This is a genomic window from Streptomyces rectiverticillatus (assembly GCF_013394065.1).
GTDB classification, from domain to species: domain Bacteria; phylum Actinomycetota; class Actinomycetes; order Streptomycetales; family Streptomycetaceae; genus Streptomyces; species Streptomyces rectiverticillatus.
In genome coordinates this window covers 538,681-563,838 of sequence record NZ_CP040752.1, presented here as the reverse complement: position 1 = coordinate 563,838, position 25,158 = coordinate 538,681, and the positions used below count along the sequence as shown (strand labels likewise).

Below are 25,158 nucleotides of genomic sequence, written 5' to 3'. Positions count from 1 at the left end.
CGTCGCGGGGCCCGCCCGTTCGTCAGCCGGAAACGGTGGCGGGCTCCAACCGCCCGGCGGGGAGGACCCCGTCGAGGATGATGGTGCAGACGGCGTGCAGTTCGGTGCGCAGATCCAGGTGGGCGTCCTGGCCCTGTGCCTGGGACCAGCGGTAGAGCGTGCCCAGGTAGACGTCGCGCAGCAGACAGCCGACGCGGTAGGCGTTGACGCCCTCGGGAAGTTCGCCGCGTTCGCGGGCGGCTTCGACGACCTCGGCGAATATCTCGCCGGCGTAGGGCGCCTCCTGCATCGGCCGGCCGGCCTTCACCCAGGCCATCAGCATGGAGCGGGTGACGTCCCGCTCCGCCTCGTTGATGTCGGCCAGGATGCGCATGCACCGCTCCAGTGCGACGCGCAGGCATTCCTGACGGCCGGTGACGGAGGCGCTCAGACCTGCTCTGAGGCGGGTGCGCCGCTGTTCCCCCCACGCGCTGATGAGGTCTTCCTTGCGCTGGAAGTGGTTGAAGAACGTGCCGCGCGCGACGTCCGCGGCTTCGGCGATCTCGTCGACGGAGGTCTGCTCGTAGCCCTTCTCGGTGAAGAGCTTCAGGGCGGACTCGTAAAGCCGGCTCCTGACCTTGAGTTTGTTGCGCTCGCGGCGCCCGAGGGGGGCGCCGTCCGTGGTCGGGGGCGTGTCATCCATGGCTGCTCCTGCTGTTTCCTGCTGTCCGGCTCACTGCCTCGCATGCCAGCTGCCGGGGCGCATCGGCAAATCCGCCCCGCCGCGAATGGATGATCACGCCGTCGCCTTGCAGACGCGGTGCGCTCGCCCTCTGACATGAAGACCCGCCCCCGTCTGGCGATCTACTTGTACCACGATCCATGAATGGTTGGAAGTTCATGATGTGTGAAGGAGTCGTGACGCCGAGACGGGGATACCGCGTCGTGCGCCGTATCCCCGCCGGACAAAGCCCGTCCGCCTTCCGGTTAGACGGCCTCGGCTCCTAGCAGTTCACGGCCCAGGCGCTCGGCGCTCTCCCCGCCCAGCAGCCGGGAGACGGACACCACCAGACCGTGCTCGGCCAGCAGTTGCTGACGCAGCCGGGTGGCCATGAGCGAATCCAGGCCATAGTCCCGCAGGGGACGCCGGGGGTCGATGCCGTCGGCGGTCATGGCCAACAGGCGGGCCGCGCCCTGGACCAGTGCCGTCGGCCCGGCCGCGTCCGCAGCCGCCTCGGGGCCGGCACCCCGGCCCGTCCGTGCGGGCAACTGGGAAGGGCCTTCCGCTTCGTGGCCGGATCGCGGTTCCGGATGGGCGGCGGAGACGGGTTTCGCCGGAACGCGTGCGGGAATAGCGGCGGAATTCCCGAATGCGCGCGTACGGACCGGGTCCATGACTCCGCGCAGCGCGGAAGCCAGGGCCCGGGGAGCCTGTGCCGCACCTTCCGCAAGATGGGCCGCGAATTCCGGCAGCCGTCGTGCGGCACCGGTCCGTGAACCGGTGCCGGCGGCCCCGGGAAGGCGCCGCAGCCGGATGCCACGGAATTCGGCCAGTTTTCCGCCGTGCGTTCCCACGACGACCACATGGGCAAGCGCTCTTTCACCCGCCTGGAACGGGGTGAAAGTGCTCATCACCCAGAAGCGAGGCGTCAGTTCGCCCAGAAAGCGCACCTCGTCGAAGGACACGGGGTGGAAGGCGTGACGGCCGGGCAGACCCGTGGGCACGGCGGCCAGCAGCGGCAGCAGGCACGCCTCCCAGGCCGCCTGCCCGAGGCCGTCCGGGCGGGCCACATAGGCCACCGATTCCCCGTTGCGCCGCCACAGGTGCTGCAGCGTCCCCGCGTAGGCGCCGGGGATGCCGTAGCCGCGCTGCGCCGCGCCCAGGAGGAACCGGCCCGGCGTCTGGTAGGAGCGGCAGCGTGCGAGGGCCGCGCCGACGGCGTCCTCGAGACGGCGCGGCCCGCCCTGAGCGCCGGATGCGACGGAGACGGTTGATGCGACGGAGACGGGTGATGTGCCGGACGCGGCGTCGGCGGCCTCGCCGGGGCCCGGTAGCGCATGCACAGTCGCGGTCAGGCACGTCACCGGAGCGACCGCGCCGCGCGTGGTGGGCACGGCTTCGACCAGCGCGGGGCGGGCCCCTTCGAGCGGGCTGCCCAGGCGGGCCCGGAGGGTCAGCCCGCCGGCGGCGGTGATGCCCGCGGACCCGGCGGCGAGGCGTGCGTCCTTGATGACGAAGAGCCCTCCCCTCTCGCGCTCCGCTCCGTCCCCCTCGCGCTCCGCCCGGTCGTCCGCGGCGGCCTGCCCTCGCGCCGCGGCGGTGACGGCCTCGTACAGGGCCCGCAGGTGGACGACCGGGGGGACGGGCATCAGGCCGCGCAGCGAGACGGCGGCGGCACGGGCGTCCTGGGGGAAGTCGGCGGTGACGCCGCCCGCCGGCCCGGAGCCGTTGCCGGAGTCCGTGACGGGGGCACGGCGCAGGTGCTGCTCGTCCCAGGGGTAGGCGGGCAGGGGTACGTGGCGGGCCGGGCCGCCGAACCAGCGCTCCCATGCGACGCCGCCGCCTGCGGTGAAGACCCGCCCGAGCGCCGAGGCCAGGTCCGCGCTCTCGTCGCCGTCGCGGTGGGCTGAGGCGACGACGGCACCGCCGGCACCGGCCTCGCGGAGGGTCTCCTCCATGGCGGCCGTGAGGACGGGGTGGGGGCTGACCTCGATGAAGACGGACTCGTCGGCCTTGGCCAGGGCCTGGACGCTGTCGTGGAACCGCACCGGTTCGCGCAGGTTGGCCGCCCAGTAGGAGCCGTCCAGCTCGTGGCCGTCCACGGGCGCGCAGCGGACGGTGGAGTGCAGGGGGGTACCGGCGGCCGAGGGGGCCAGATCCGCCAGCAGTCCGGTGAGTTCGGCCGCGGGCCCGTCCATGAAGGGGGAGTGGGAGGCGACGTCGGCCTTGACGAAGCGGCTGAAGACGCCCGCGGAGTCCAGGCGGTCCTTGATGCGCTGCAGGGCGGCCAGGTCTCCGGCGAGGACGGTGGCGGTGGGGGCGTTCTCCGCGGCCACGCTCACGCCCGGGCCCTCCTGCCGGGCGATCTCCTGCGCCTGGGGACCCGCCAGTTCGGTGGCGAGCAGGCCGCCGCGCCCGGCCGCGTTCTGCATGAGACGGCTGCGACGGCAGATGACGGCCGCCCCCTGCTCGGTGGTCAGGGCGCCGGAGACGACGGCGGCGGCGACCTCTCCCATGCTGTGCCCCACGCAGACGTCCGCGGTGATGCCCATGTCCTGCCAGTGGGAGGCGAGGGCGACTTCCATGGCCCACAACAGGGGCTGGACCTTGTCCACCGTGGTCGGGAAGGCGTCCGCCGGGGCGGTGAGGAGGCCGGCAGGCGACCAGCCGGTCTCGTGCCGGACGGCCTCGGCGCAGGCGTGCAGGGCGTGTGCGAAGGCGGGGGAGGAGGCCAGCAGGGACCGGCCCATGCCCGCCCACTGCGAGCCCTGCCCCGGGAAGACGAGCACCGTGCGGCGCGGCGGTCCGAAGACGCCCGTCCCGTAGGCGCCGTGGGGAGTGGCGGCGCCCGCGGCCAGGTCCCGCAGGGTGCGGGCGAGGTCGTCGTGGTCCGTACCGGTGGCCCACAGGCGGTAGGGGTGGGCGTCGCGGCGGAGGGCGGCGGTGGCGCAGATGTCGTGCAGCCGGTGGTCCCGGCCCGCGCCGTCCGGGCCGAGGTGGTCGGCGTAGGCGGCGGCCAGGCGCTCGAGGGAGACCCGGGAGCGGGCGCTGAGGACGAGCAGGTGGACGGGTCGCGCCCGGGACGGCTCCGGCTGCCGGAGTGCCGGCGCAAGCGGGGCCGGGAGGGCCTCGTACCGGGCGACGACGACGTGGGCGTTGGTGCCGGACAGGCCGAAGGAGCTGACCCCCAGCACCACCTGCCGGTCCGGGTCCCCGGCGGAGCCCTCCTCCCGGCACAGGGGCTCGTTGCGGGTGACGACCTCGACGGGGAAGCCCGGGCGTGCGAGCAGGGGGTGAGGGGTGCGCCGGTGCAGGGAGGCGGGGACGAGGCCGTGGCGGGCGACGAGGACCGTCTTGATCAGCCCGGCGATGCCGGCTGCGGCCTCCGTGTGGCCGATGTTGCTCTTGACCGAGCCGGTGCGTATCCGCCGTCCGGCGGGCAGGTCCTCCAGGGCCCGGGCCAGGGCGCGCAGTTCGACCGTGTCGCCGACCGGCGTGCCGGTGCCGTGGGCCTCGACGTAGGCGAGGTCGGCGGGGCGTATCCCGGCGTCCGCGCAGGCGGCGGTGAGCATGTCGACCTGCCCGGAGACCGCCGGCTTGAGCAGCAGGCCGCTGCCCCGCCCGTCGTTGGTCACGGCGCTGCCGGTCAGCAGGGCGAGGACGGGATCGCCGTCCCGCAGGGCGTCCGCGAGGAGTTTGAGGACGACGACACCGGCCCCTTCGCTGCGTACGAATCCGTCGGCGGAGGCGTCGCCGAACTTGCAGCGGCCGTCGGGGGAGAGCATCGAGGCCTGCGAGTAGGCGATGGCGTCCTGCGGGGAGAGGATGACGTTGACGCCTCCGGCCACGGCCAGCCGGGTCTCGCCGCTGAGCAGGCTCCGGCGTGCGGCGTGCACGGCGACCAGGGACGACGAGCAGGCGGTGTCCAGGGTCACGCTCGGGCCGCGCAGGTCGAGGGCGTAGGAGATGCGGCCCGCGGCCATCGCGCGCAGGTGGCTTCCGGTGACGTCGCCGAGGGTGTGCCCGGCCGGGTCGGCCCCGTCGGCGTAGTCCGCGGTGGCCTGCCCGATGAAGACGCCGCTCCTGCTGCCGGCCAGGGAGGAAGGGGCGATGCCGGCGGACTCCAGCGCCTCCCAGACCACCGGCAGCAGCAGCCGGTGCTGGGGGTCGAGCCCTGCGGCTTCGGCGGGCGAGATGCCGAAGAAGGCGGCGTCGAAGGAGAACGGGTCGTCCAGGAAGCCGCCGTGCCGGGAGACGGTCTTCCCCGGCGTGCCCGGTGTGTCGGCGTGGAACGAGGCTATGTCGAACCGCTCGCGGGGGACGGCTGTGATGCAGTCCCGCCCGGCGACGAGGTTGTGCCAGAACTCGTCGATTCCGGCGGCCTGCGGGAACCGGCATCCCATCCCCACCACGGCGACGGTGTGCTCGGGAGCGAAGGCGTCCATGTGAAACCCCACCTCGGTCAAGTGCTGAAGGTCTTTTCCGAACGTGTGCGGAGCGGAGGGGCTGCGGAGAGGAGAAGCGACCGACGGCCCCCGGCGAAGTGATTGTGGTCCAAAGATGCACTGGAGATCAATATTGTCCTCAAGGTCTCTTCTTGGACCTTCCGAACGACCGTCATGAACTGCCCGCTGCATGCCTGTTGATCAGCATTTGCGGTACCGGTCGCCATCGGAGCTGTGATGCGGCTCTCCCGAAAAGTTGGGCTTGAGTTCAAGATTGCATGCAAATATAAATTTATTCGTGAGTCCACAACTGAACGGGGGAAGATGATCGTGAGGTACTTGGTCGACAGGGAGCTCCGGGACGACGACCGCCTGCGGCTGACGAGACCTGCGCACCGCACGTACTGGCGGAGGATGTCCCGCCTGGGCGTCCTGCTGCACGGCGGCTCCTGGCAGGAGGGCTGCGGCGAGATGCTCGTCGTCAAGGCCGCCACCCGGACGGAGCTGCAGCGGGTGCTGTGCGAGGACCCTTACGTCCAGGAGCATCTCGTCCTGCAGACGCGTATCAGAGCCCTGGAAGCCCTGGTGGAAGCCGCCGAACACGCGCGGACGGACACCCGCCGGGCGCCGGGGGAGGAGCCGGAGGCGGCCCCGGAGCGCCCGGGCGGACTCGGCGCCCATGGCCTCAGCGCCCATGAGTGGCGCGTCGCCCGCATGATGCTGGCGGGCCTGACGAACCGGCAGATCGCCGAGCACTTCGCCGTCTCGCCCCGGGCCGTGGAACAGCACATCACCCGGATCTACCGGAAGCTGTCCATCAGCCGTCGCGCACAGCTCGCCGTCGCCATCCAGGGCGAGCTGCCCCGGGCCGGTGAACTCGCCGCCATCAGCTGAAAGGCGCACATGACGCCGGGCGGGCCGGAGATCTCCGGCCCGCCCGGCGTCACGCTCACGCCTTCGGGCGCCCCTACACGGCGGCACGGGCGGCGGCCGCCGCGGCCGCCAGCGGGCGGATGCGGCGCAGCAGTTCCGCCTCGCCCAGCGCGCGGGCGATCTGGAAGAGGTCGGGGCTGCGGCCCGTGCCCGTCACGCACACGCGCAGGACGTTGATCACCTCGCGCACCGACCCGTGGAAGGCCTGCGGACCGGCCTTGTAGGTCCGCACGTCCGGCGCGAAGCCGTGCCGCTGTGCGAGGTCGCGCCACTGTGCGAACCAGTCCTCCGCGGGCCCGGCGTGGCGATAGCTGCCGACGAGGTCGGTGACGAGATCGGCGACCTGCCCGGCCGGCAGGCCCAGCCGGAGGTCGTCCAGCGAGTGCACCGGAGTGTGCAGCTCCGGGAAGAAGAACCCGTAGGCCCTGCGGAACTCGCTCCAGCACGCCAGGTCCTTGCGCGGCGTTCCCGTGCCGCTCCGGCCGATCTCCAGGGCCTGGAGCGCGAGGTCCCGCCGGGCGTGCAGCACGCGGGCCAGCTCGGCGTCGTGCCCCTCGGCCCATGCCGACAGCTCCCGGAGGGCGTCGCCCGCGGGCAGCGAGGCGATGTAGTCGCGGCTGACCGAGCGCAGCTTGCCCAGGTCCACCATCGGCCCGGCCGCCCCCGCCTCCTCCAGGCGTACGGGTTCGGTCCGGGCGCGGTCGGCCGGCAGGTCCGCCAGGCGGCTGTTGGCCAGGCCGCGCAGGTAGTGCCGCACCGCCGCAGCCGGATACCCCGTGGTCACGTAGAAGGCGGCCGCGGACTCGGGGTCCTTGCGCTTGCTGAGCTTGCGCCTGCCGGCGCCCTCCACCTTCATCAGCGGGGCGATGTGGGCGTACCGGGGCGGGGTGAAGCCGAGCGCACGGTGGAGCTGGTGGTGCACCGGCAGGGAGGAGATCCACTCGTCGCCGCGGATCACCAGGGTCACCCGCATCAGGTGGTCGTCGACGACGTGTGCGAAGTGGTACGTGGGCAGCCGCCGGCCCTGCTCCGCCGACTTCAGGATCACGATGTCGTTGCCGTTGTCGAGCATCGTCAGGGCACCGCGGACACGGTCGCGGAAGCGCACCCGCCCGGGCAGCCCCACGGGGCAGCGGAAGCGGACGGTGAACTCCTCACCCGCTGCGATCCGTTCCTGTGCCCGGTCCGTCCCCAGCCCGCGGCAGTGCGCCCACTTGCCGTAGTAGCCGATCGGTGAGCGGGTGCGCTGCTGCTCGGCCGTGTTCCGCGCGAGCTGCTCGGGCGAGCAGAAGCACGGGTACGCCAGCCCCTTGCGCACGAGTTCGCGCACGTAGCTGAGGTAGACGCCCTCCCGCTGCGACTGCACGTACGGGCCCCACGCCCCCTGCCGGGCGCCGCCCTCGTCGGGGACGAGGCCGAAGTAGCCGAAGACCCGCTCGAACTCCTCGGCGGCACCTGCGACTTCCCGGCGCTTGTCGGTGTCCTCGATGCGCACCAGGTAGGTGCCGCCGCTGCGCTGCGCCGCCTCCTGCGCGAGCAGGGCCACGTACAGCCCGCCCAGGTGCACCGACCCGGTCGGGCTGGGGGCGAAACGCGTCACGTGGGCGTCCGGGGGGAGCCTGCGCGGTGCGAAGTGCTCCTCCCAGACCTCGCAGGAGCGCAGGTCGGCGGGGAACCACGAATCGATGACGTCACGGTCCTGCATGGCACATCCTTCCGTCGTGCAACGGTGATGAAGAGAGCGGGTGTCCGGCTGCCGACCCTAGGTCGCCCCGCCCTCCCGGCCCCGTGCCCGCCGCGACGGTGATGTGGGAACCCGAACCCTCCGCCTTCCGCGACGGCCCGCAGCGCCCGCCGGTGAGCCACGCTGTTCCCGGTCGCCCCGGCGAAGGGGCGCACGAAGAGCCCGGCGAGCCCGTAGAGGCCCAGGAGCCCGTGGGTTTCGCCGAGGCCGGCAGAAGGGATGTGGACGTGCTGCGCGTGAGCCTGCTGGCCCTGGGCGCCCTGGCGGTGGGCACCGATGCCTATATGACCGCCGGACTGCTGCCGCAGATCGCCGGCGACTTCCACGGGTCCGCCGCGACGGCCGGGCAGCTGGTGACCGTCTTCGCCCTCTCCTACGCACTCCTCGCCCCGCTCGCGCAGGCCGCGCTGGGACGCCTGGGCATGCGCCGGACGCTGCTCGTCTCCCTGGCGGTGTTCACCCTGGCCAATGCCGCGGGCGCCGCCGCGCCCGGCGTGCTCGCCCTGGCGGGCACCCGCGTGGCGGCGGGCGCGGCGGCCGGCGTCTTCATGCCCGCCGCCGCGGCGGCCGCCGCCCTCCTGGCCGGGCCCGAACGCCGCGGCCGGGCCCTGGCCCTGGTCCTCGGCGGGCTGAGCTGCGGCACCGTCCTCGGCGTCCCCGCGGGCCTGCTGCTCGCCGGCCACACCGGGTGGCGCTCCGCGCTGTGGCTGGTGACCGCCGTCGGCGCCGCCGCCCTTCTGGGCTCCGCCCTCCTGCTGCCCTCCCTGCAGACCCCGCCGCCGCCTTCGCCGGCCGAACGCGTCGTCCAGCTGAAGGACCCGCGGACCGCCGCGGCCGTGCTGACCACCTTCTGCCAGACCGTCGCCGGCCTGGGGTTGTACACCTACCTGCTGCCGGTGCTGGAGGCCGCGGGCACGGGACCGGGCGGCGTCGGGCTGTGGGTGTGGGGGCTGGGCGGCGTCCTCGGGAGCCTCGCCATCGGTCCGCTGCTGGACCGCATCCCCCGCCCCGGCCTGCTGACCGGATGGCTGCTGGCCGCGCTGGCAGCGGTCCTGGCGGCGATCCCTCTGGTCCCCGGCCCGGTGTGGCTGTGGCCGCTGCTGGCCGCGTGGGGCGCGGCGGGCTGGGCCTTCGTCGTGCCCCAGCAGCACCGCCTGCTGGCCACCGGACCCGCCCGTGGTGCCGCGGCACTCGCCCTCAACAGCTCGGCCACCTACCTCGGCGGGTCGGCCGGCGCCGCCCTCGGCGGTGCGGCCCTCGCGGCGGGCCTCGCCCCCCGCGCCCTGCCCCTGGCCGCCGCCGGGTGCGCCGTCCTCGCCCTGGCCGTCCACCTCGCCGGCCTCCGGTACGGGCCCGGGCCCGGCGCCGCGCCCGACACCGCGCCCGGCACCGCTGCCCGCGCCGCCCCCCGGGACCTGCCGGCGACCCCGCAGTAAGCCCCGTGATCAGCCCCAGGCCCCGCACCGTCCTGCGCGCCCGGCCGCGAAACGATCGGAGAAACACGTGAAGTTCGGCGTCAACGTCCCCAACTACGGCCCCGGCGCGACCCCCGAGACCCTGGGGGAGTGGGCCGGGCGTCTGGAGGAGCTGGGCTACCACCACCTGCTGGTGTCCGACCACGTCGCCCCCACGCCGGAGGTGCAGCGCCTGTTCGCCGCCCCGTTCTACGACCCCTTCGCCGTGCTGTCCTACCTGGCCGGCACCACCCGCACGATCGGGCTGGGCACCACCGTGACGATCCTGCCCTACCGTCACCCCGTCCTCACCGCGCGCACGGCCGCCGCCGTCGACCGGCTCAGCGGCGGCCGCTTCGTCTTCGGCGCCGCCGCCGGCTGGGCCCCGGCCGAGTTCGCCGCCCTCGGCGTCCCGTACGCCCGCCGCGGTGCCCGGAGCGACGAGTACCTCGCCGTGATCAAGGCCTGCTGGGCGAACGAAGTGGTCAGCCACCACGGCGAATTCGTCTCCTTCGACCACCTGCACACCGGCCCGCTGCCGCTGCAGCGGCCCGGCCCGCCGGTGTGGGTCGGCGGGCACAGCCCCGGCGCCATGCGCCGCGCCGTGCGCTTCGGCGACGCCTGGCACCCCACCTCCGTCACCGCCCGGTGGCTGACCGGCCACGGCCTGCCCGCCCTGGAGAAGACCGCAGCGGAACTGGGCCTGCCCGTCCCCGCCCTCGTGCCCCGCATCAAACTCCGCGTCACCGCCCGCCCCCTGGGCAACGGCAGGCTGCTGGGCGAGGGCAGCCTGGAGGAGATCCGCGAGGACCTCGCCCTCCTCGACGCCCTGGGCGCGCCCACCGTCGTCCTCGACCCGACGTTCCCCGGCGAGCCCCGCACCCCCGCACGCAACGAACGCGACCTCGCAGCCCTCGAGACCCTCGCCCGCACGGTCATCGACCCGGAACAGCAGCGCCTGCGCTGATGTTGCCCGCAGCATGACCACACCCACCACCGGCGCGGCCCCGGCGCCGCGCCACCCCGACATCGACCTGCGACGGCTGAGAGTCCTCGCGGAGCTCGACCGCCGCAAGACGGTCAGCGCGGCCGCCGCCGCCCTGCACCTGACCCCCTCCGCCGTGTCCCAGCAACTGGCCGCCCTCTCCAAGGAGCTGGGGGTGCGCCTGACCGAACCGGCCGGCCGCCGCCTGCGCCTGACCGGCGCGGCCCGCATCGTGCTGCGCCACGCCGAGGAGATCTTCACCTGGACCGACCGGCTCCACGAAGCGGTGGCCGCCTGGCGCGAGGGGGAGACGGGCGAGGTGTCGGTGGCCGGCTTCGCCACCACCCTCACCCCGCTGATCCTGCCCGCCGCCGCCCTCCTCAAGGAGAGCCGGCCCCAGCTGCGCACCACCCTCGCCGAGGTCGACCCGCCGGTCAGCTTCGAGATGCTCGCCGACGGACGCACCGACGTGGTCATCGCCGTCGAGTCGCCCGCCGCTCCCGCCGGCGACCCGCGGTTCGAGAAGTTCCCCCTCATGCAGGAGGTCTTCGACGTCGCCCTGCCGCTCGGCCACCGGCTGGCGGAGGCACCGGCGCTGACGCTGGCCGACCTCGCGGAGGAGGCGTGGATCTTCGCCACGGCCGGCATGTGCCAGGAGATCCCCCTGGCCGCCTGCGCCGCAGCCGGGTTCACCCCGCGCGCCACCCACGCCATCGGCGACTGGGAAGCGACCTTCGCGGCCGTCCGCCACGGCATGGGCATCAGCCTCGTACCGCGCCTGGCCCGCTCCGCGGCCCGTGAGGGCGTGGTCGTCAAGAACTTCGACGACGCTCCCTGCCGGCAGGTCTTCGCCGCCGTCCGCGCCGGCGACGGCAGGCTTCCCCAGGTCGCAGCCGTGGTCGACGCCCTGGCACAGGCGGCTGCGACGGCCCGCGCGCAGGAGGGCGGCGAACCGTAAGCGGGCCTTCACGGTCATCGGAAGAATCCCTCGATGGACGCCGCGGGGGCGGCGGTGTGAGGCTCTTCCCAGAGCCCGGCCGCCGCACATCCCTCCGGGCCTCTGCCCGGCACGGCCGTTCCCGGCGCCGCAACTCCCCCCGGATCTCCTTTGTTGCGCCCGGACCGGCCCTGCCCTCCATGAGACCGAAATGCCCCGAATGGAAGCGATGTCCACGGGGCGCCGCGACGCCGAGGAGAATCATGTCGAAGGGTGCCGTCCTGCGGCTTTCCGCACTGAGCCTGCTGTGGGGCTCCGTGTTCCTGTGGATCAAAATCTCCGGATACGCCTTCTCCCCCGTGGAGATGGTCTTCGTCCGCCTCGTCCTGGGCGCCGGCGTCCTGCTGACCATCGGCATGGCCAAGGGCCAGGGGTTCCCGCGCGACAAGAAGGTCCTCGGGCACATGGCCGTGGCCGCCTTCCTCGGCAACGCCGTCCCCTGGCTGCTGTTCGCCGAGGGGGAGCGCACCGGCTCCAGCAACATCGCCGGCATCGTCAGCGGAACCGGCCCGGTGTGGACGCTGGGCGCCGCCGTCCTCCTCGGCTCCGAGAAGCGCCTGGGCGCCGCCCGCGGCTGGGGCATGCTCATCGGCCTGCTCGGCGTCGTCCTGGTCGCCGCTCCCTGGAGCGCGGGCACGCACGCCTCCACCAGCAGCATCATCTGCTTCGTCCTCGGCGCGATCAGCTTCGGCAGCAGCTTCGCCTACGTCGGGCGCTTCCTGGCCGGCCGCGGCATCCCCGTCTTCATGCTGGCCGGCGGCCAGCTCGCCATCGCCGCCGTCATGACCCTCGTCGCCGTGCCCTTCATCGGCCTCGAGCCGGTCGAGTGGCGCACCGACTCCGTCGTCGCCCTGATCATCCTCGGCGTCGTCTGCACCGGCTTCGCCGTCCTCCTCAACACCATCATCATCACCAAGGACGGCGCCGCCGCGGCGGCCACCGTCATCTACCTCATGACCGTCGTCTCCGTCGTCCTGGGCGCCGTCTTCCTCGACGAACCGATCGGCTGGACCGTCCTGCTGGGCACCGCAGCCGTCCTCGCCGCCACCGCCCTGCTGCGCCGCAAGCCCGCCCCGGCCCCCGCCTCCCGGGACGCCGGTGCCGCCCCGGCCCCGCAGGTCGGCACGGCCCCCGCGGCAGGCGCGAAGTAGACCTGCCGGCACCGCGCCGACGGCCGCCCCCCGGCGGCGTCGCCCCCAGGGGGCGGGACTCGGGAAGCACGCACCGCCCCGCGGGCGACGTGCCCCGCCGTCCCGCCCCCTTCGCGTCTTCACCCACCCCATCCCGCGCCCGCCGGCGAACCTTTTCCCCTTCCCCGGCGACCGGGCGCGACGGAACCCCGAGGACTTCGCCATGACCTACGTAGTCGAGCGCACCTTCAGGACGCTGGACAGCCGCTTCAGCCGCCTGTGGAGCGCTCACGAGGCGTACCTGCACGCCCTTTCCGCCCGCGGCACCCTCATCGGCGGCGGCCCCTGGGACGGCGAAGGAGGGGAGATCCTCCTCATCGACGCACCCGACGAGATCTCCCTGCACCGCGCCCTGCGCCCCGACCCCCTCGTCCGCGAATCCCTCGTCGCCCAGTCCCGCATCCGCAACTGGAACGTCGCCTACGGCCGGCCGGGCTTCACCGGCGGGGCCGCCCAGAGCCCGCCGCCCGCTGCGGCCGCCCTCACCCCGCACGAGAGGAGGATCGCCCACCTCGTCCTGGCCGGGCACACCAACAAGGACATCGCCGGGCGCCTGGGCGTCTCCTGCCGGGCCGTCGAACAGCACCTCACCCGCACCTACCGCAAGCTCTCCATCCAGCGCCGCGCCCAGCTCGCCCCCGCCCTCGGGGCCGCGCTGCCCGCCGCCCTCGCCCCGGCCCGGCAGCAGGAGCAGCTGACTGCGTGATCCCGTAGTGCGAGGCCCAACGCCCCCGTCATACCGTCCACTTACGCCGCAGGGCACGCGGAACACCCGGCCCGCGGCGACCGAGGACTTCCCGCGGCCGCTGCCGCCGCCATTCACGCGAGAACAAGGGGGCTTCCTGCCATGACCATGCACAGCACAGCCCGCCTCGGCGTCGTCGTCCCCTCCGGGAACGCCGCCGCCGAGCCGGAGATCGCCCGGCTCACCGCCCCGGCCATGAACCTGCACACCTCCCGCTTCCCCGTCCTGCCCGGACACAGCCTGCGCGGGCGCCTGGACATCTACAACGAGAAACTGCCGGACGTCATCGCCGGGTTCGGCGGACTGGCCCTGGACGCCGTCGTGGTGGCGTGCAGCGGCTCGCACTACCTCCTCGACCCCGAGGGCGACCGCGAGCTGTGCGACCGGATCGCGCAGACGGCCGGTTACCCCGTGGCCTCCTCCACCCTTACCACCCTCGACACGTGCACCGACCTCGGCCTGACCGACATCGTGCTCGTCTCCCCGTACGAGCCGTGGCTGACCGAACTCTCCCACCAGTACTGGCAGAAGGCGGGCCTGAACATCACCCGGGTCGTTCCCGTCCGGGCGGGCGAGCGGTTCTCCCCGTACGACGTCACCACCGACGACCTCGTACGCCAGGTCGGCGCCGCAGACCTCGCCCCGGACGCCACGCTCCTGTTCACCGGCACCGGCATGTTCACCTTCGAAGCCCTCCGCCGCATCGGCGACGGCAACGACCGCACGCTGCTCACCTCCAACATCTGCGCCGCCCGGTGGGCCCTCAAGCACACCGATGCCACGCCCGCCGGCCCGGACGGCGCACTTCCCGGGCCGCTGCAGCGCCTCGCCGACCGCGCCGGAAGCCGGGCATGAGCCTGAGCCGCAACCGGGTCGTCGTCGTCGGCGCCGGCCCCGTGGGGCTGACCGCCGCCCTGGTCCTGGCCCACGGCGGAGTCCCGGTCACCGTCCTCGAAGCGGCCGAGCACCTCTCGACGGCCTCCAGGGCCTCGACGTTCCACCCCTCCACCCTCGACCTCCTCGGCGAACTCGGCGTCGCCGCCCCCCTGCGCGCCGCCGGCCGTGACGTCACCGAGATCCAGTGGCGCGACCTCGACCGGAACCTCCTGCACCGCCTGTCCTACGCGCCCCTCGAAGGCCGCACCGCACACCCCTACCGGGTCCACGCCGAACAGGCCCGGCTGACACCGCTCCTCCTCGACGCCCTCGCCCGCCACCCCCACGCCGACATCGCCTTCGGGCACACCGTCTTCGACCTCCGGCAGGGCCCCGACGGCCTGCGCGTGTGGACCCGCGGCCCCGACGGCGCCCGCGCCCCGCTCACCGCCCGCCACGTCATCGCCGCCGACGGCGCCCGCAGCACCGTCCGCGACCTGCTGCAGCTGGACTCCCGGGCCCGCCCCTACCCCTCCTACGCCCTGCGCATCGTCACCGACACCCCGCTCGACGACCTCGTGCCCGGGCTGTCACCACTGACCTACGTCCGCGACGCGCGCCAGTCCTTCAGCGTGCTGGGCATGCCCGACCACTGGCGCCTGATCCACCGCATCCCCGCCACCACCCCGCGCGAGCACGTCACCGCCCCGGCGGCCGTCCGGGCCCTGGTCGCCCGCAGCCTGCCCGGCGTCGACGCCCGCATCCGGATCCGCGACGCCCACACGTACCGCCTGGCCGCCTTCGTCCTGCCGCAGTTCCGGGCCGGGCGGATCCTGTTCGCCGGTGACGCCGCCCACCTGACCTCCACCGCCGGCGGCATGAACATGAACTGCGGACTGCACGACGCCGTCGCCTACGGCCGCGCCCTGATCCGCCTGTACCGCGGCGAGGCCGCGGACCGCTCCCTGACCACCGTGGCCGCCGCCCGCCGCGCGGCCGTGCAGGAAGCCGTCATCCCGCGCAGCGAAGCGCGTACCGCCGGCATCGACGACGCCACGGCCCTGCGCGCCGCCCTCGACGACATCGGCCGCATGACCGCCGACGCAGGCGCCCGCACCGACTACCTCGTCAAGGCGTCCCTCCTGGACTGCGCTCCCCGTCCCCGGCGCACGGCGGCGGCCTGAACCTCCGGCCCGCCCGCCCGGGCACGGACCACAAGCTCTGACAGGCCGCCGTCACCTGACGGTCCGTCGTCTCTGACAGGCCGTCATCCGACCGTCATCTGCCTAAGGAACCCCATGCGCATCTGGTTTCACAAGCACACCGTGGAAGGCCGTATCCCCCTTCTCGACCAGTGGTACCGCGAGCACCTCGACGCCATCGCCGCCCCAGGCACGGTCATCGACATCCACACCCTGCCCGCCGACACCTACCCCGACAACACCCCCTTCGGCCTGGTCGGCCACCACGCCGCCCAGGTGCTGTTCTCCCAGCACTTCGCCCACGCCGCCGTGCGCGCCGAACGCGCCGGCTACGACGCCTGGATCACCGCCGCGGGCCAGGACCCGGGCCTGCGCGACGCCCGCCACCTCGCCGGCATCCCCACCCTCGGCTACGGCGAGAGCGCCTTCTTCCTCTCCGCCATGACCGGCCAGCGCTTCGGGCTCCTGGGCTTCATGCCGCCCCTCGAAGAACCCATCCGCGCCAACATCACCCGCTACGGCCTGGACACCCACCTGGCCGCCTACGAAGTCGTCCCCGGCGGCTGGGACGGCGTCCACCGGGCCCTCGACGGCGACTGCGACCCCTTCCTCACCGTCTACACCGAAGCCGCCGAACGCGCCCGCGCCGCGGGCGCCGAGGTGATCATCCCCGCCGAGGGCATCCCCAACGAGATCCTCTGGCACCTCGGCGTCCGCGAGCTCGCCGGCATGCCCGTCGTCGACCCCGCGGGCCTGGCCGTCAAGCTCGCCGAACTGACCACCGAGCTCGGCCGGCTGGGCATCTTCGCCCGCTCCACCGCCGGCTACTGGTTCCACCGCCCGCCCTCCGACATCGCACACCACCTCGAAAAGGTATTCCTCGGCTCGATCCTCCAGGGAGCGTGAAAGACCACCATGAACACCCACTCCACCCTCGGCCCCGCCCCCGTCAGCACCCCCGCCGCGGCCCCCCTGCACCGCCCCCGGCGCCTGCGCCGGACCCCCCAGCTGCGCCGCCTGACCGCCGAGACCCAGGTCAACGCCAACAACCTCATCCAGCCCCTCTTCCTGCGCGAGGGCATCACCGAGCCCCGCCCCATCCCCTCCATGCCCGGCGTCTACCAGCACACCCGCGACAGCCTGCGCAAGGCCGCGGCCGAGGCGGTCGCCGCGGGCGTCGGCGGCATCATGCTCTTCGGCATCCCGACGGACAAGGACGAGCAGGGCAGCGGAGCCGTCGACCCCGACGGCATCCTCCAGACCGGGCTGCGCGACGTGACCGCCGAGGTCGGCGACGCCACCGTCGTCATCGGCGACATCAACCTCGACGAGTACACCACCCACGGGCACACCGGCGTCCTCGGCGCCGACGGCGACGTCGACAACGACGCCAGCGTCCTGCTCTACGCGCAGGCCGCCGTCGTCCAGGCCGACGCCGGCGCCCACATCGTCGCCCCCAGCGGCATGATGGACGGCCAGGTCCGCCACATCCGCGCCGCCCTCGACCAGGCCGGCCACCACAACGTCGCCATCCTCGGCTACTCCGCGAAGTACGCCTCGCACTTCTACGGGCCCTTCCGCGACGCCGTCGAATCCTCCCTGCAGGGCAACCGGCGCACCTACCAGCAGTACCCCGGCAACATCCGCGAGTCCCTGCGCGAGGTCGACCTCGACCTCGCCGAGGGCGCCGACATGGTCATGGTCAAGCCCGCCCTGGCCTACCTCGACATCGTCCGCCTCATCGCCGACCGCGTCGACGTCCCCGTCTCCGCCTATCAGGTCTCCGGCGAGTACTCCATGATCGAGGCGGCCGCCGAGCGCGGCTGGATCGACCGCGACGGCACCGTCGTCGAGAGCCTCACCGCCATCCACCGCGCCGGAGCCTCCCAGATCATCACGTACTGGGCCACCGAGTTCGCCCCGCGCCTGGGCCGCTGACCGCCCTTCCGCCCCGCGCGGCGAACCTCCCTCCCCTGCCGGCCGGGACGGCCCCCCTCCGCCCGGCCGGCAGGCACCCCGCTCCCGCCCGTCACACACCAAGGTGCACAGACCGTGGAACGACAGACCGTGGAACAACACACCGTGGAACGACACACACCCGATGACAGCCGGCTGATGGCCGTGGGCATCAGCCACGCCACCGCCCCCCTCGACCTCCTCGAACGCCTCTACGAGACCCGCCGCCCCCTGGAGGACCTCTCCGCCGACATGGCCGCCACCGAGGGCCTCGGCGCCTCCCTCGTCCTGTCGACCTGCAACCGGATGGAGGTCTACCTGGAGGCCGCCCCCGGCATCGACCCTGCGCCCGCCGTCTCCCGCCTGATCGCCGGCCACACCGGCGTCGGCGCCGACGAGATCGCCCCCTACGCCTACGTCCGCGCCGCCGACGACGCGCTGCGCCACCTCTTCCAGGTCGCCGCCGGCCTCGACTCCGTCGTCCTGGGCGAGGACCAGATCCTCGGCCAGGTCAAGGAGGCCCTCGACCGCTCCCAGCGCACCGGCACCGCCAGCAAGACCCTCAACCAGGCGGTCCAGGCGGCCCTGCGCGCCGGCAAGCGGGCCCGCAACGAGACCGGCCTCAACGAGGCCGGCCGCTCCCTGGCCACCGCCGGGCTGGCCTTCTTCGAACGCCTCGTCGGCTCCCTCGACGGCAGGACGGCCCTCGTCATCGGCGCCGGCTCCTTCGGCGGCGTCGTCCTCGCCGCACTGCGCCGCTCCGGGCTGCAGACCGTCCACATGGCCAACCGCACCCCCGACAAGGCGCAGCGCCTGGCCGAGACCGCCGGCGGCGCCGGATACCCCCTGGAGGACATCCCCCGCCTCCTGGAGGAGGTCGACGTCGTGGTCAGCTGCACCGCCTCCACCACCCCGCTGGTCACCCGCGGGCACGTCGCCGACGCCATGGCCCGCCGCGCGGGCCGCGAGCTGTACCTGCTCGACCTCTCCCTGCCCCGCAACATCGAGTCCGAGGTCGCGTCCGTCGAGGGCACCGTCCTGGTCGACCTCCAGCGCATCGCCGCGGAAGGCGGCGACGACGAGCTCTCCGTCGCCAGCGTCGAAGGCGCCCACCGCATCGTCGACACCGAGGTCGCCGACTTCAAGGCGGCCCGGCGCGCCGCCCGCGCCACCCCGATCCTCGCCGCCCTGCGCACCAGCGCCGCCGAGGCCACCGCCACCGAACTCGACCGGCTCAGCCGCCGCCTGGACGCCATGGACAGCGCCGCCCGGCAGGAAGTCGCCCACAGCGTCCGCCGCATCGTGGACAAGATGCTCCACCAGCCCACCGTCCGCGCCCGCCGCCTCGCAGGCGCCCCCGACGGCGACGTCTACGTGGACGCCCTGCGCGAACTCTTCGCACCCGACCACGCACCCGACCACGCACCCGACCAGGCCCCCGGCCATGCCGCCGCCACGGCCGCCCCCCTCACCGCCGCCACTGCTCAGGAGGTCATGGCATGAGCGCCATATCAGCCCTGTGGAACGCCGGATCCATCGCCGTCATCGGTGCGACCGAACGCCCCGGCGCCCTCGGCCGGAAGCCCATGGACTTCCTCCTGCGCCACGGCTACGAGGGCCGCATCCTGCCCGTCAACCCCCGCGGCGGCGAGGTCCTGGGCGTCCCCGCCTACCGCAGCCTCACCGAGGCCCCGGGACCCGTCGACCTCGCCCTGATCATGGTGGCGGCCGACCGCGTCCCCGGCGCCGTCGACGACTGCATCACCGCCGGCGTCCCCCTCGCCATCATCGCCTCCTCCGGCTTCGCCGAGACCGGTGACGAGGGCGCCGCCCTCCAGGACGACCTGGTGGCCCGCGCCCGCGCCGGCGGACTGCGCCTGATCGGCCCCAACTGCATCGGCGCCGTCAGCTTCAACAACCGTGTCCTGGCCACCTTCAGCCCCCTCTTCGGCGCCGAGAGCGTCCCCTTCGAGCCGGGCACCCTCGCCTTCGTCAGCCAGAGCGGCGCCCTCGGCTTCGGCGCCGCCAGCCTCGCCCTGCAGCGCGGCCTGCGCCCCGGATGGGTCGTCAGCACCGGCAACGACGCCGACGTCACCGCCCTCGAAGTGCTGCGCGAACTGTCCGCCGAACCCGGCTGCACCGGCCTCCTCGGCTACCTGGAGGACATCCCCGACACCGCCACGCTGCGCCTGCTCGCCGAGTCCGGAAAGCCCGTGGCCCTGCTGAAGTCGGGCCGCACCGAGGCCGGCGGGCGGGCCGCCGCCTCCCACACCGGCGCCCTCGCCACCGACGACCGCGTCCTGGACGCAGCCCTGCGCCAGTTCGGCATCGCGCGCGTCGACGACATCGACGAACTCCTCGACGTCGCCCAGGCCTTCGAATTCCCCCTGCGCCCCAAGGGACCCAAGGTGGCGGTCGTCACCACATCGGGCGGCTCGGGCATCCTGGCCGCCGACGCCGTCGAGGACGCCGGCCTCGAACTGAGCGGCCTCAGCGCCGAGAGCACCGCCGCCCTCGCCGAGATCGTGCCGCCCTTCGGCGCGGTCGACAACCCCGTCGACATCACCGCGACCGTCCTGAGCGACCCGTCGCTCTTCGACAAGTCCCTCGACGTCCTGATCGCCGACCCGTCCGTCGACATCATCATCGCCTGCTTCTGCGTGATGGCCGGCCCCGACGTGGAGAAGGCCGTCACCGCCCTGTCCAAGGCGGCCCGCAAGGGCGGCAAGCCCATCCTGGTCGCCCGCACCGGAGCCGACTTCCTCGCCCCCGACGCGCCCGCCCAGCTCCGCGACGCCGGCCTGCCCGACTACCCCACCCCCGCCCGCGCCCTGCGCGCCGCATCGGCGCTCTGGCAGGTCAGCCGTCCCCGCCTCACGGCGGCCGCCCCCGCCGGCCCGGGTGTGCCGGCCCCCGCGCCGGACGCCACCGAGCCGCAGCTCAAGGCCCTTCTGGCGGCCGCCGGAGCGACCGTTCCCCGGGGCCGCCTCGCCACCGGCGCCGAGGACGCCGCACGCCTGGTCGCCGAGCTGGGCGGCAGCGCCGTCGCCAAGGCCGTCGTTCCCGGGCTGCTGCACAAGTCCGAGGCAGGCGGCGTCCTCGTCGGCATCACCGAGGACGACGCGCCCGCGGCGTACGACAAGCTCGCCGCTCTCGGCGGCGGCGTCCTCGTCGAGGAGCTCGCCTCCGACGGCGTGGAGGTCCTCGTCGGCGCCCGCACCAGCACGCTGGGCACCGTCCTGACCGTCGGACTGGGCGGCATCTTCACCGAGGTCCTCGACGACGTCAGCCACCGGCTGCTGCCGCTGGCCCCCGGCGACGCCGAAGCGATGATCGCCGAACTGCGCGGTGCGGCGCTCCTGAACGGTGCGCGCGGCACGGCCCCGGCCGACACCGCCGCCCTCGCCCGCCTCCTGGAGCGGATCGCCCTGACGGTCCAGGACTGGCCCGAGGGCTTCGAGCTCGACCTCAACCCGGTGCGCGTCATGAAGGACGGCGGGGGAGCGGTGGTCCTCGACGCCGCGTACACGCTGACCGCCGGCACCGCCGGCACCGCCGGCACCACCGGCACCACCGGCTGACGCCGACCGCACCCGTACCACCCCGGTGGAGCCGGCGGCCCCGTACGCCGGCTCCACCCCCCTCCCGTCCCCCCCCGGCCCCCGGCCCCTCTCCTGTCCTCTCCCGTTCCTCTCCCGTCGCGAAAGGCCCGTTCCATGACCGCCCCTGCCCACCCCGCACCCACCGGTATCACCGGTACCACCGCCATGTCCGACACGCTCTTCGCCCGCGCGGGACAGGTCATCCCCGGCGGCGTCAACTCGCCCGTCCGCGCCTTCGGTTCGGTCGGCGGCACCCCGGTGTTCATGGCCTCCGCCCAGGGGCCGTACCTCACCGACACCGACGGCAACCAGTACGTCGACCTGATCTGCTCGTGGGGGCCGATGATCCTCGGCCACCGCCACCCCGCCGTCATGGACGCCGTCCGGGCGGCCCTCGCGAAGGGCACGTCCTTCGGCACCGCCACCGAGGGCGAGATCGCCCTCGCCGAGGAGATCACCTCCCGCGTCGCCCCCGTGGAGCGCGTGCGTCTGGTGACGTCCGGCACCGAGGCGACGATGTCCGCGATCCGCCTGGCCCGCGGCTTCACGGGCCGGACGAAGATCGTGAAGTTCGCCGGCTGCTACCACGGCCACGTCGACGCTCTCCTGGCCGCCGCGGGTTCGGGCCTCGCCACCTTCGCCCTGCCCGACACGCCCGGCGTGACCGGGGCCCAGGCCGGCGACACCATCGTCCTGCCCTACAACGACCTCGCCGCCGTCGAGAAGGCCTTCGCCGAACAGGGCGGCGACATCGCCTGCGTCATCACCGAGGCGGCCCCCGGCAACATGGGCGCCGTCCCGCCCCTGCCCGGCTTCAACCAGGGCCTTGCGGACCTCTGCCGGCGCCACGGCGCCCTCTACATCTCCGACGAGGTCATGACCGGCTTCCGCGCGGCCCGGGACGGCTGGTACGGGCGGGACGGCGTCGCGGCCGACCTGTTCACGTACGGCAAGGTCATGGGCGGCGGCTTCCCGGCCGCGGCCTTCGGCGGCCGGGCCGACGTCATGGAGCACCTCGCCCCGGCCGGACCCGTCTACCAGGCCGGCACCCTGGCCGGGAACCCGGTCGCCACCGCCGCCGGACTCGCCACGCTGCGGCACTGCACCGACGACGTCTACGACCGCTTGGAGACCGTCGCCGCCACGATCGGCAGCCACGTCTCCTCCGCCCTGGCCGCCGAGGGCGTCGACCACCAACTGCAGTACTCCGGCACCATGTTCTCGGTCTTCTTCGCCTCCGCGCCCGTCACCGACTACGACGCGGTCAGGGCCACCGAGGCGCACCGCTACCGCGCCTTCTTCCACGCGATGCTGCGCCAGGGCGTCTACCTGCCGCCCTCGCCGTTCGAGGCGTGGTTCGTCTCCGCCTCCCACGACGACCGTGCCGTGGACCGGGTGCTGTCGGCCCTTCCCGCGGCCGCCAAGGCGGCCGCGGCGGCGGAAGCGGCCTGAGCCGTACGCGCCGCTGCCGGGCCCGGTGACGTTCCCGGACCCGGCAGCGGCGCGAGCTCAAAGGCGTTCAGGACGCCGGCGTTCAGGACGTCAGCGAGATGCCGACCCGGATGCTGTCACGCACCGCCTTGGAGTACGGGCAGCGCCCGTGGGCCTGCTCCACCAGGGAGCGCGCGACCTCCTCCGGGACCCCCGGCAGACCGACGACGAGGTCGGCGCTGATCGAGTATCCGCTCTCGTCCCGCTCCAGGTGGACCTGCGCGGAGACCGTGTCCCCGGCCAGGGCCACCTTGGCCTCGCGGGCCGACAGCCGCAGGGCGCTGTGGAAGCACGCCGCATAACCGGCCGCGAACAACTGCTCGGGGTTGGTGGAACCGCCCGGGCCGCCGACCTCCTTGGGCGCGGCCAGCCCCAGCTCCAGGACACCGTCCGACGAGCGCACGCGCCCGTTGCGGCCGTCCCCCGCCGACACCACATCGGCTGTGTAGACAACTCCCATGAGAAAACACTCCATTCACGATCGGAGAGCAGGAAAGGAAACACCCGGAACCTAGAAAACGCCTGCCCCGCAGGCCATACGGAACCCCGAACCGAATTGATCAGAGAAGGATCAGAGAAGGAAATGAGGAACCCTCCGATGGGCCCCCTGAACACCCTGCGCGTCGTGGAACTCGCCGCCGGAGCCCCCACCGCCTACGCCGCCACCCTCCTGGCCGACCTCGGCGCGGACGTCGTCCGCATCGACCGCCCCGCACCCGGCGGCCGTCACCACGCCGCCGACCCCCTCGGCCGCGGCCGCCGTTCGCTCGCCGCCGACCTCAAGAACGAGGACGACCTGCGTACCGTCCGCTCCCTGATCGACCGGGCGGACGTCTTCCTGGAAGGGCTGCGCCCCGGCATGTGCGAGCGCCTCGGCCTGGGCCCCGACGCCCTGACCGCGAGCAACCCGCGCCTGATCTACGCCCGCCTCTCCGGATGGGGCAGGAGCGGGCCCTGGGCCATGCGCCCGGGCCACGACCTCAGCTTCCTGGCCATGGCCGGCCTCCTGGACGGCGACCGCCCCGCCGACGCGCCCCCCGCCCCGCCCTCCACGTATCTCTCCACGTTCGCGGGCGGCGGCATGTTCCAGGCCCTCGGCATCCTGGCCGCCCTCCACGTGCGCGGCCGCTCCGGCCGGGGCCAGGTCGTGGACGCGGCGATGGTCGACGGCGCGGCGATGCTGGACGTGATGGTCCGTCAGTGGCGGGACCTGCCCGGTATGACCACGGTGACCGACGCACCCTTCTACACCACCTACGTCTGCCAGGACGGCCTGTCCGTCGCGGTCGGCGCCATCGAGCCGCGCTTTTACGACACGCTCCTGGAGTGCCTGGCCCTCGACCCCGCCTCCCTGCCCGACCGCGCCGACGAATCCACCTGGCCGGCCCTGCGCGCCCGCCTCGCCGAGGCCTTCGCGGAACACCCCCGCCACCACTGGACCAAGGTCTTCGACGAGCACGAGGCCTGCGTCGTGCCCGTCCTGGACGCCGCCGAGGCCCCCGGGCACCCGGCCCTGCACGAACGGGGCACCTTCGTCGAGGTGGCCGGCAGCCACCAGCCCGCCCCGTCCCCGCGCTTCAGCCGCACCCCGGCAGGCACCCCGGCCCCGGCCCCCGCGCCGGGCGAGCACACCACGGAGGTCTTGGACGCCTGGCAGGCACCGACGGGGTGAGCCCCTGCCCCACCGGCGGCCGGAGAAGACAGGGACCTTTGCCTCCTCCTCCGGCCGTACGGATTCCCGTTCCCGGGCCCGATGCGGAGTCCGTCGGTCCTGCATAGCGTGTCCGGCATGAACACCATCGACACGAGCGGTGTGCTCGACGAAGCGCTGGAACGCCTGCACGCCTCGGGCCCGGAGCGGCTCGGGCGGCTCACCAACCACGCCCCGATGGTGGCCGAGGCCCTCGTGGCGCGCGGGCGGCAGGCCGCGGTGCACCGCTGGCTCGACCGCTACGAGGAGCGCCTCGAGGACTTCCCCCGGCCCGTGGCCCCCGTCACCGACGCCGACTGGGCCACCGCGCTGGGGGATCCGCGCCGGGTCGCCGACTGGATCGCGTACTTCACCCGCGCTCTCTCCGCACAGGACTGGAGGAGCCTCCTCGCGACGTGGTGGCCGCGTCTCCTGCCCGGGATGTTCGGAGGATCCACCCATCCCGTCATCCGGACCGGCCACGCCGTACGCGCCCTCCTCGACCACGAGGAGAGCGAGCCCCGGCTGACCGAGCTGGCGCACGCCCTGGGCTACTGGGCCGCCCGGCACCACCCCCTCTCCGGCGTCACATGGCTTCCCGGCGCCGCGGACGCGGACGAGGCCCTGGAGGCCGTGCCCCCGATCGGAGTCCGTGAGGGAGGGTTCCCGGCCCGGCTGGCCCTGGTCGGCCGCCTGCCGGTCTGGTCCGGTGACGTGACCGGTCCCGACGAGGCCCGGCAGCGGCTCACCGAGCTGGTGCGCGCCACGACCCACCGCTACGCCACCCACGGCCACGGCGAGGCGACCATGCTGGTCCACGCGGCCACCGCCCCCAACGCCGTACTGCGCAGCCTCCGCGCCCTGCCGCGCACCCTGTGGGTGCCGAGCCTGCACACGGCATGGCAGGCGTCGGCCGCGGTGACGGCGATGTACGCCCCGGAGCAGCCCGTCGCCGCCGTGTCTCCCGGGCGTATCGCCGCGGGGGAAGTCCTCGAACGCGCCCTGGCGCACGGCGACGAGCACGTCATCAAACTCACCGACACCGCGCTGGACGTCGGCGACGAACAAGCGCTCGCCGCCGCACTGCGCGCCGTCGAACTGAGCACCCCGCTCCCCTGACACCGGACTGCCGAATGAGACAGGGAAGA

19 protein-coding genes are annotated in these 25,158 nt (G+C 73.8%); 15 read left to right on the top strand and 4 right to left on the bottom strand.

Annotated elements, in window-relative coordinates:
- Window positions 1-22: 22 nt before the first annotated feature.
- Entirely contained in the window at window positions 23-682 is a 660-nt protein-coding gene (locus FGW37_RS02245) for a TetR/AcrR family transcriptional regulator (protein WP_179079497.1), read from the bottom strand.
- A 284-nt stretch (window positions 683-966) separates the two neighbouring features.
- Complete coding sequence (locus FGW37_RS02240; RefSeq protein WP_179079496.1) at window positions 967-5,145, bottom strand: type I polyketide synthase; 4,179 nt, start codon at window positions 5,143-5,145, stop codon at window positions 967-969.
- Window positions 5,146-5,475: 330 nt separating this feature from the next.
- Between FGW37_RS02240 and FGW37_RS02235 the strand changes: the two genes are divergently transcribed.
- Window positions 5,476-6,039 carry a LuxR C-terminal-related transcriptional regulator gene (locus FGW37_RS02235; protein ID WP_246430220.1) on the top strand — a complete coding sequence of 188 codons (564 nt, stop codon included), beginning with the start codon at window positions 5,476-5,478 and terminating at the stop codon, window positions 6,037-6,039.
- Window positions 6,040-6,112: 73 nt separating this feature from the next.
- Here FGW37_RS02235 and FGW37_RS02230 read toward each other — a convergent pair whose 3' ends face one another.
- On the bottom strand, window positions 6,113-7,783 hold the full coding sequence (locus tag FGW37_RS02230) for a glutamate--tRNA ligase (RefSeq protein WP_179079495.1): 1,671 nt from the start codon (window positions 7,781-7,783) through the stop codon (window positions 6,113-6,115).
- Window positions 7,784-7,866: 83 nt separating this feature from the next.
- Between FGW37_RS02230 and FGW37_RS02225 the strand changes: the two genes are divergently transcribed.
- From FGW37_RS02225 to hemL, 12 genes are all read left to right on the top strand, one after another.
- The gene (locus tag FGW37_RS02225; RefSeq protein WP_246430219.1) at window positions 7,867-9,258 is read left to right on the top strand and encodes an MFS transporter; all 1,392 of its coding nucleotides are present in this window, start codon (window positions 7,867-7,869) and stop codon (window positions 9,256-9,258) included.
- A gap of 67 nt (window positions 9,259-9,325) precedes the next feature.
- Window positions 9,326-10,243: a TIGR03619 family F420-dependent LLM class oxidoreductase gene (locus FGW37_RS02220; RefSeq protein ID WP_179079494.1), complete on the top strand. Its 918-nt coding sequence runs from the start codon at window positions 9,326-9,328 to the stop codon at window positions 10,241-10,243.
- Between the two features lie 13 nt (window positions 10,244-10,256).
- Complete coding sequence (locus FGW37_RS02215; RefSeq protein WP_179079493.1) at window positions 10,257-11,219, top strand: LysR family transcriptional regulator; 963 nt, start codon at window positions 10,257-10,259, stop codon at window positions 11,217-11,219.
- A gap of 242 nt (window positions 11,220-11,461) precedes the next feature.
- The gene (locus tag FGW37_RS02210; protein WP_179079492.1) at window positions 11,462-12,409 is read left to right on the top strand and encodes a DMT family transporter; all 948 of its coding nucleotides are present in this window, start codon (window positions 11,462-11,464) and stop codon (window positions 12,407-12,409) included.
- A gap of 202 nt (window positions 12,410-12,611) precedes the next feature.
- Entirely contained in the window at window positions 12,612-13,154 is a 543-nt protein-coding gene (locus FGW37_RS02205; protein WP_179079491.1) for a helix-turn-helix transcriptional regulator, read from the top strand.
- Window positions 13,155-13,295: 141 nt separating this feature from the next.
- Complete coding sequence (locus tag FGW37_RS02200; RefSeq protein ID WP_179079490.1) at window positions 13,296-14,048, top strand: maleate cis-trans isomerase family protein; 753 nt, start codon at window positions 13,296-13,298, stop codon at window positions 14,046-14,048.
- Window positions 14,045-15,253, top strand: coding sequence for an FAD-dependent oxidoreductase (locus tag FGW37_RS02195; RefSeq protein WP_179079489.1), 1,209 nt, complete (start codon window positions 14,045-14,047; stop codon window positions 15,251-15,253). Before FGW37_RS02200 ends, FGW37_RS02195 begins: the two co-directional genes overlap by 4 nt.
- 114 nt (window positions 15,254-15,367) lie before the next feature.
- The gene (locus tag FGW37_RS02190; protein ID WP_179079488.1) at window positions 15,368-16,177 is read left to right on the top strand and encodes an aspartate/glutamate racemase family protein; all 810 of its coding nucleotides are present in this window, start codon (window positions 15,368-15,370) and stop codon (window positions 16,175-16,177) included.
- A 9-nt stretch (window positions 16,178-16,186) separates the two neighbouring features.
- Window positions 16,187-17,209 carry a porphobilinogen synthase gene (gene hemB / locus FGW37_RS02185; protein ID WP_179079487.1) on the top strand — a complete coding sequence of 341 codons (1,023 nt, stop codon included), beginning with the start codon at window positions 16,187-16,189 and terminating at the stop codon, window positions 17,207-17,209.
- 114 nt (window positions 17,210-17,323) lie between these two features.
- The gene (hemA, locus tag FGW37_RS02180) at window positions 17,324-18,730 is read left to right on the top strand and encodes a glutamyl-tRNA reductase (protein WP_246430218.1); all 1,407 of its coding nucleotides are present in this window, start codon (window positions 17,324-17,326) and stop codon (window positions 18,728-18,730) included.
- Window positions 18,727-20,808, top strand: coding sequence for an acetate--CoA ligase family protein (locus tag FGW37_RS02175; RefSeq protein WP_179079486.1), 2,082 nt, complete (start codon window positions 18,727-18,729; stop codon window positions 20,806-20,808). Before hemA ends, FGW37_RS02175 begins: the two co-directional genes overlap by 4 nt.
- A 135-nt stretch (window positions 20,809-20,943) precedes the next feature.
- Window positions 20,944-22,281: a glutamate-1-semialdehyde 2,1-aminomutase gene (hemL, locus tag FGW37_RS02170; RefSeq protein WP_179079485.1), complete on the top strand. Its 1,338-nt coding sequence runs from the start codon at window positions 20,944-20,946 to the stop codon at window positions 22,279-22,281.
- 82 nt (window positions 22,282-22,363) lie between these two features.
- On the opposite strand, the gene FGW37_RS02165 is transcribed toward hemL, so the two are convergent.
- On the bottom strand, window positions 22,364-22,780 hold the full coding sequence (locus tag FGW37_RS02165; RefSeq protein WP_179079484.1) for an organic hydroperoxide resistance protein: 417 nt from the start codon (window positions 22,778-22,780) through the stop codon (window positions 22,364-22,366).
- Between the two features lie 138 nt (window positions 22,781-22,918).
- Here FGW37_RS02165 and FGW37_RS02160 point away from each other — a divergent pair, with 138 nt between their 5' ends.
- Together FGW37_RS02160 and FGW37_RS02155 are read left to right on the top strand one after the other, a co-directional pair.
- Window positions 22,919-23,992 carry a CaiB/BaiF CoA transferase family protein gene (locus FGW37_RS02160; protein ID WP_179079483.1) on the top strand — a complete coding sequence of 358 codons (1,074 nt, stop codon included), beginning with the start codon at window positions 22,919-22,921 and terminating at the stop codon, window positions 23,990-23,992.
- A 117-nt stretch (window positions 23,993-24,109) separates the two neighbouring features.
- Window positions 24,110-25,129 carry a questin oxidase family protein gene (locus tag FGW37_RS02155; protein ID WP_179079482.1) on the top strand — a complete coding sequence of 340 codons (1,020 nt, stop codon included), beginning with the start codon at window positions 24,110-24,112 and terminating at the stop codon, window positions 25,127-25,129.
- Window positions 25,130-25,158: the final 29 nt, after the last annotated feature.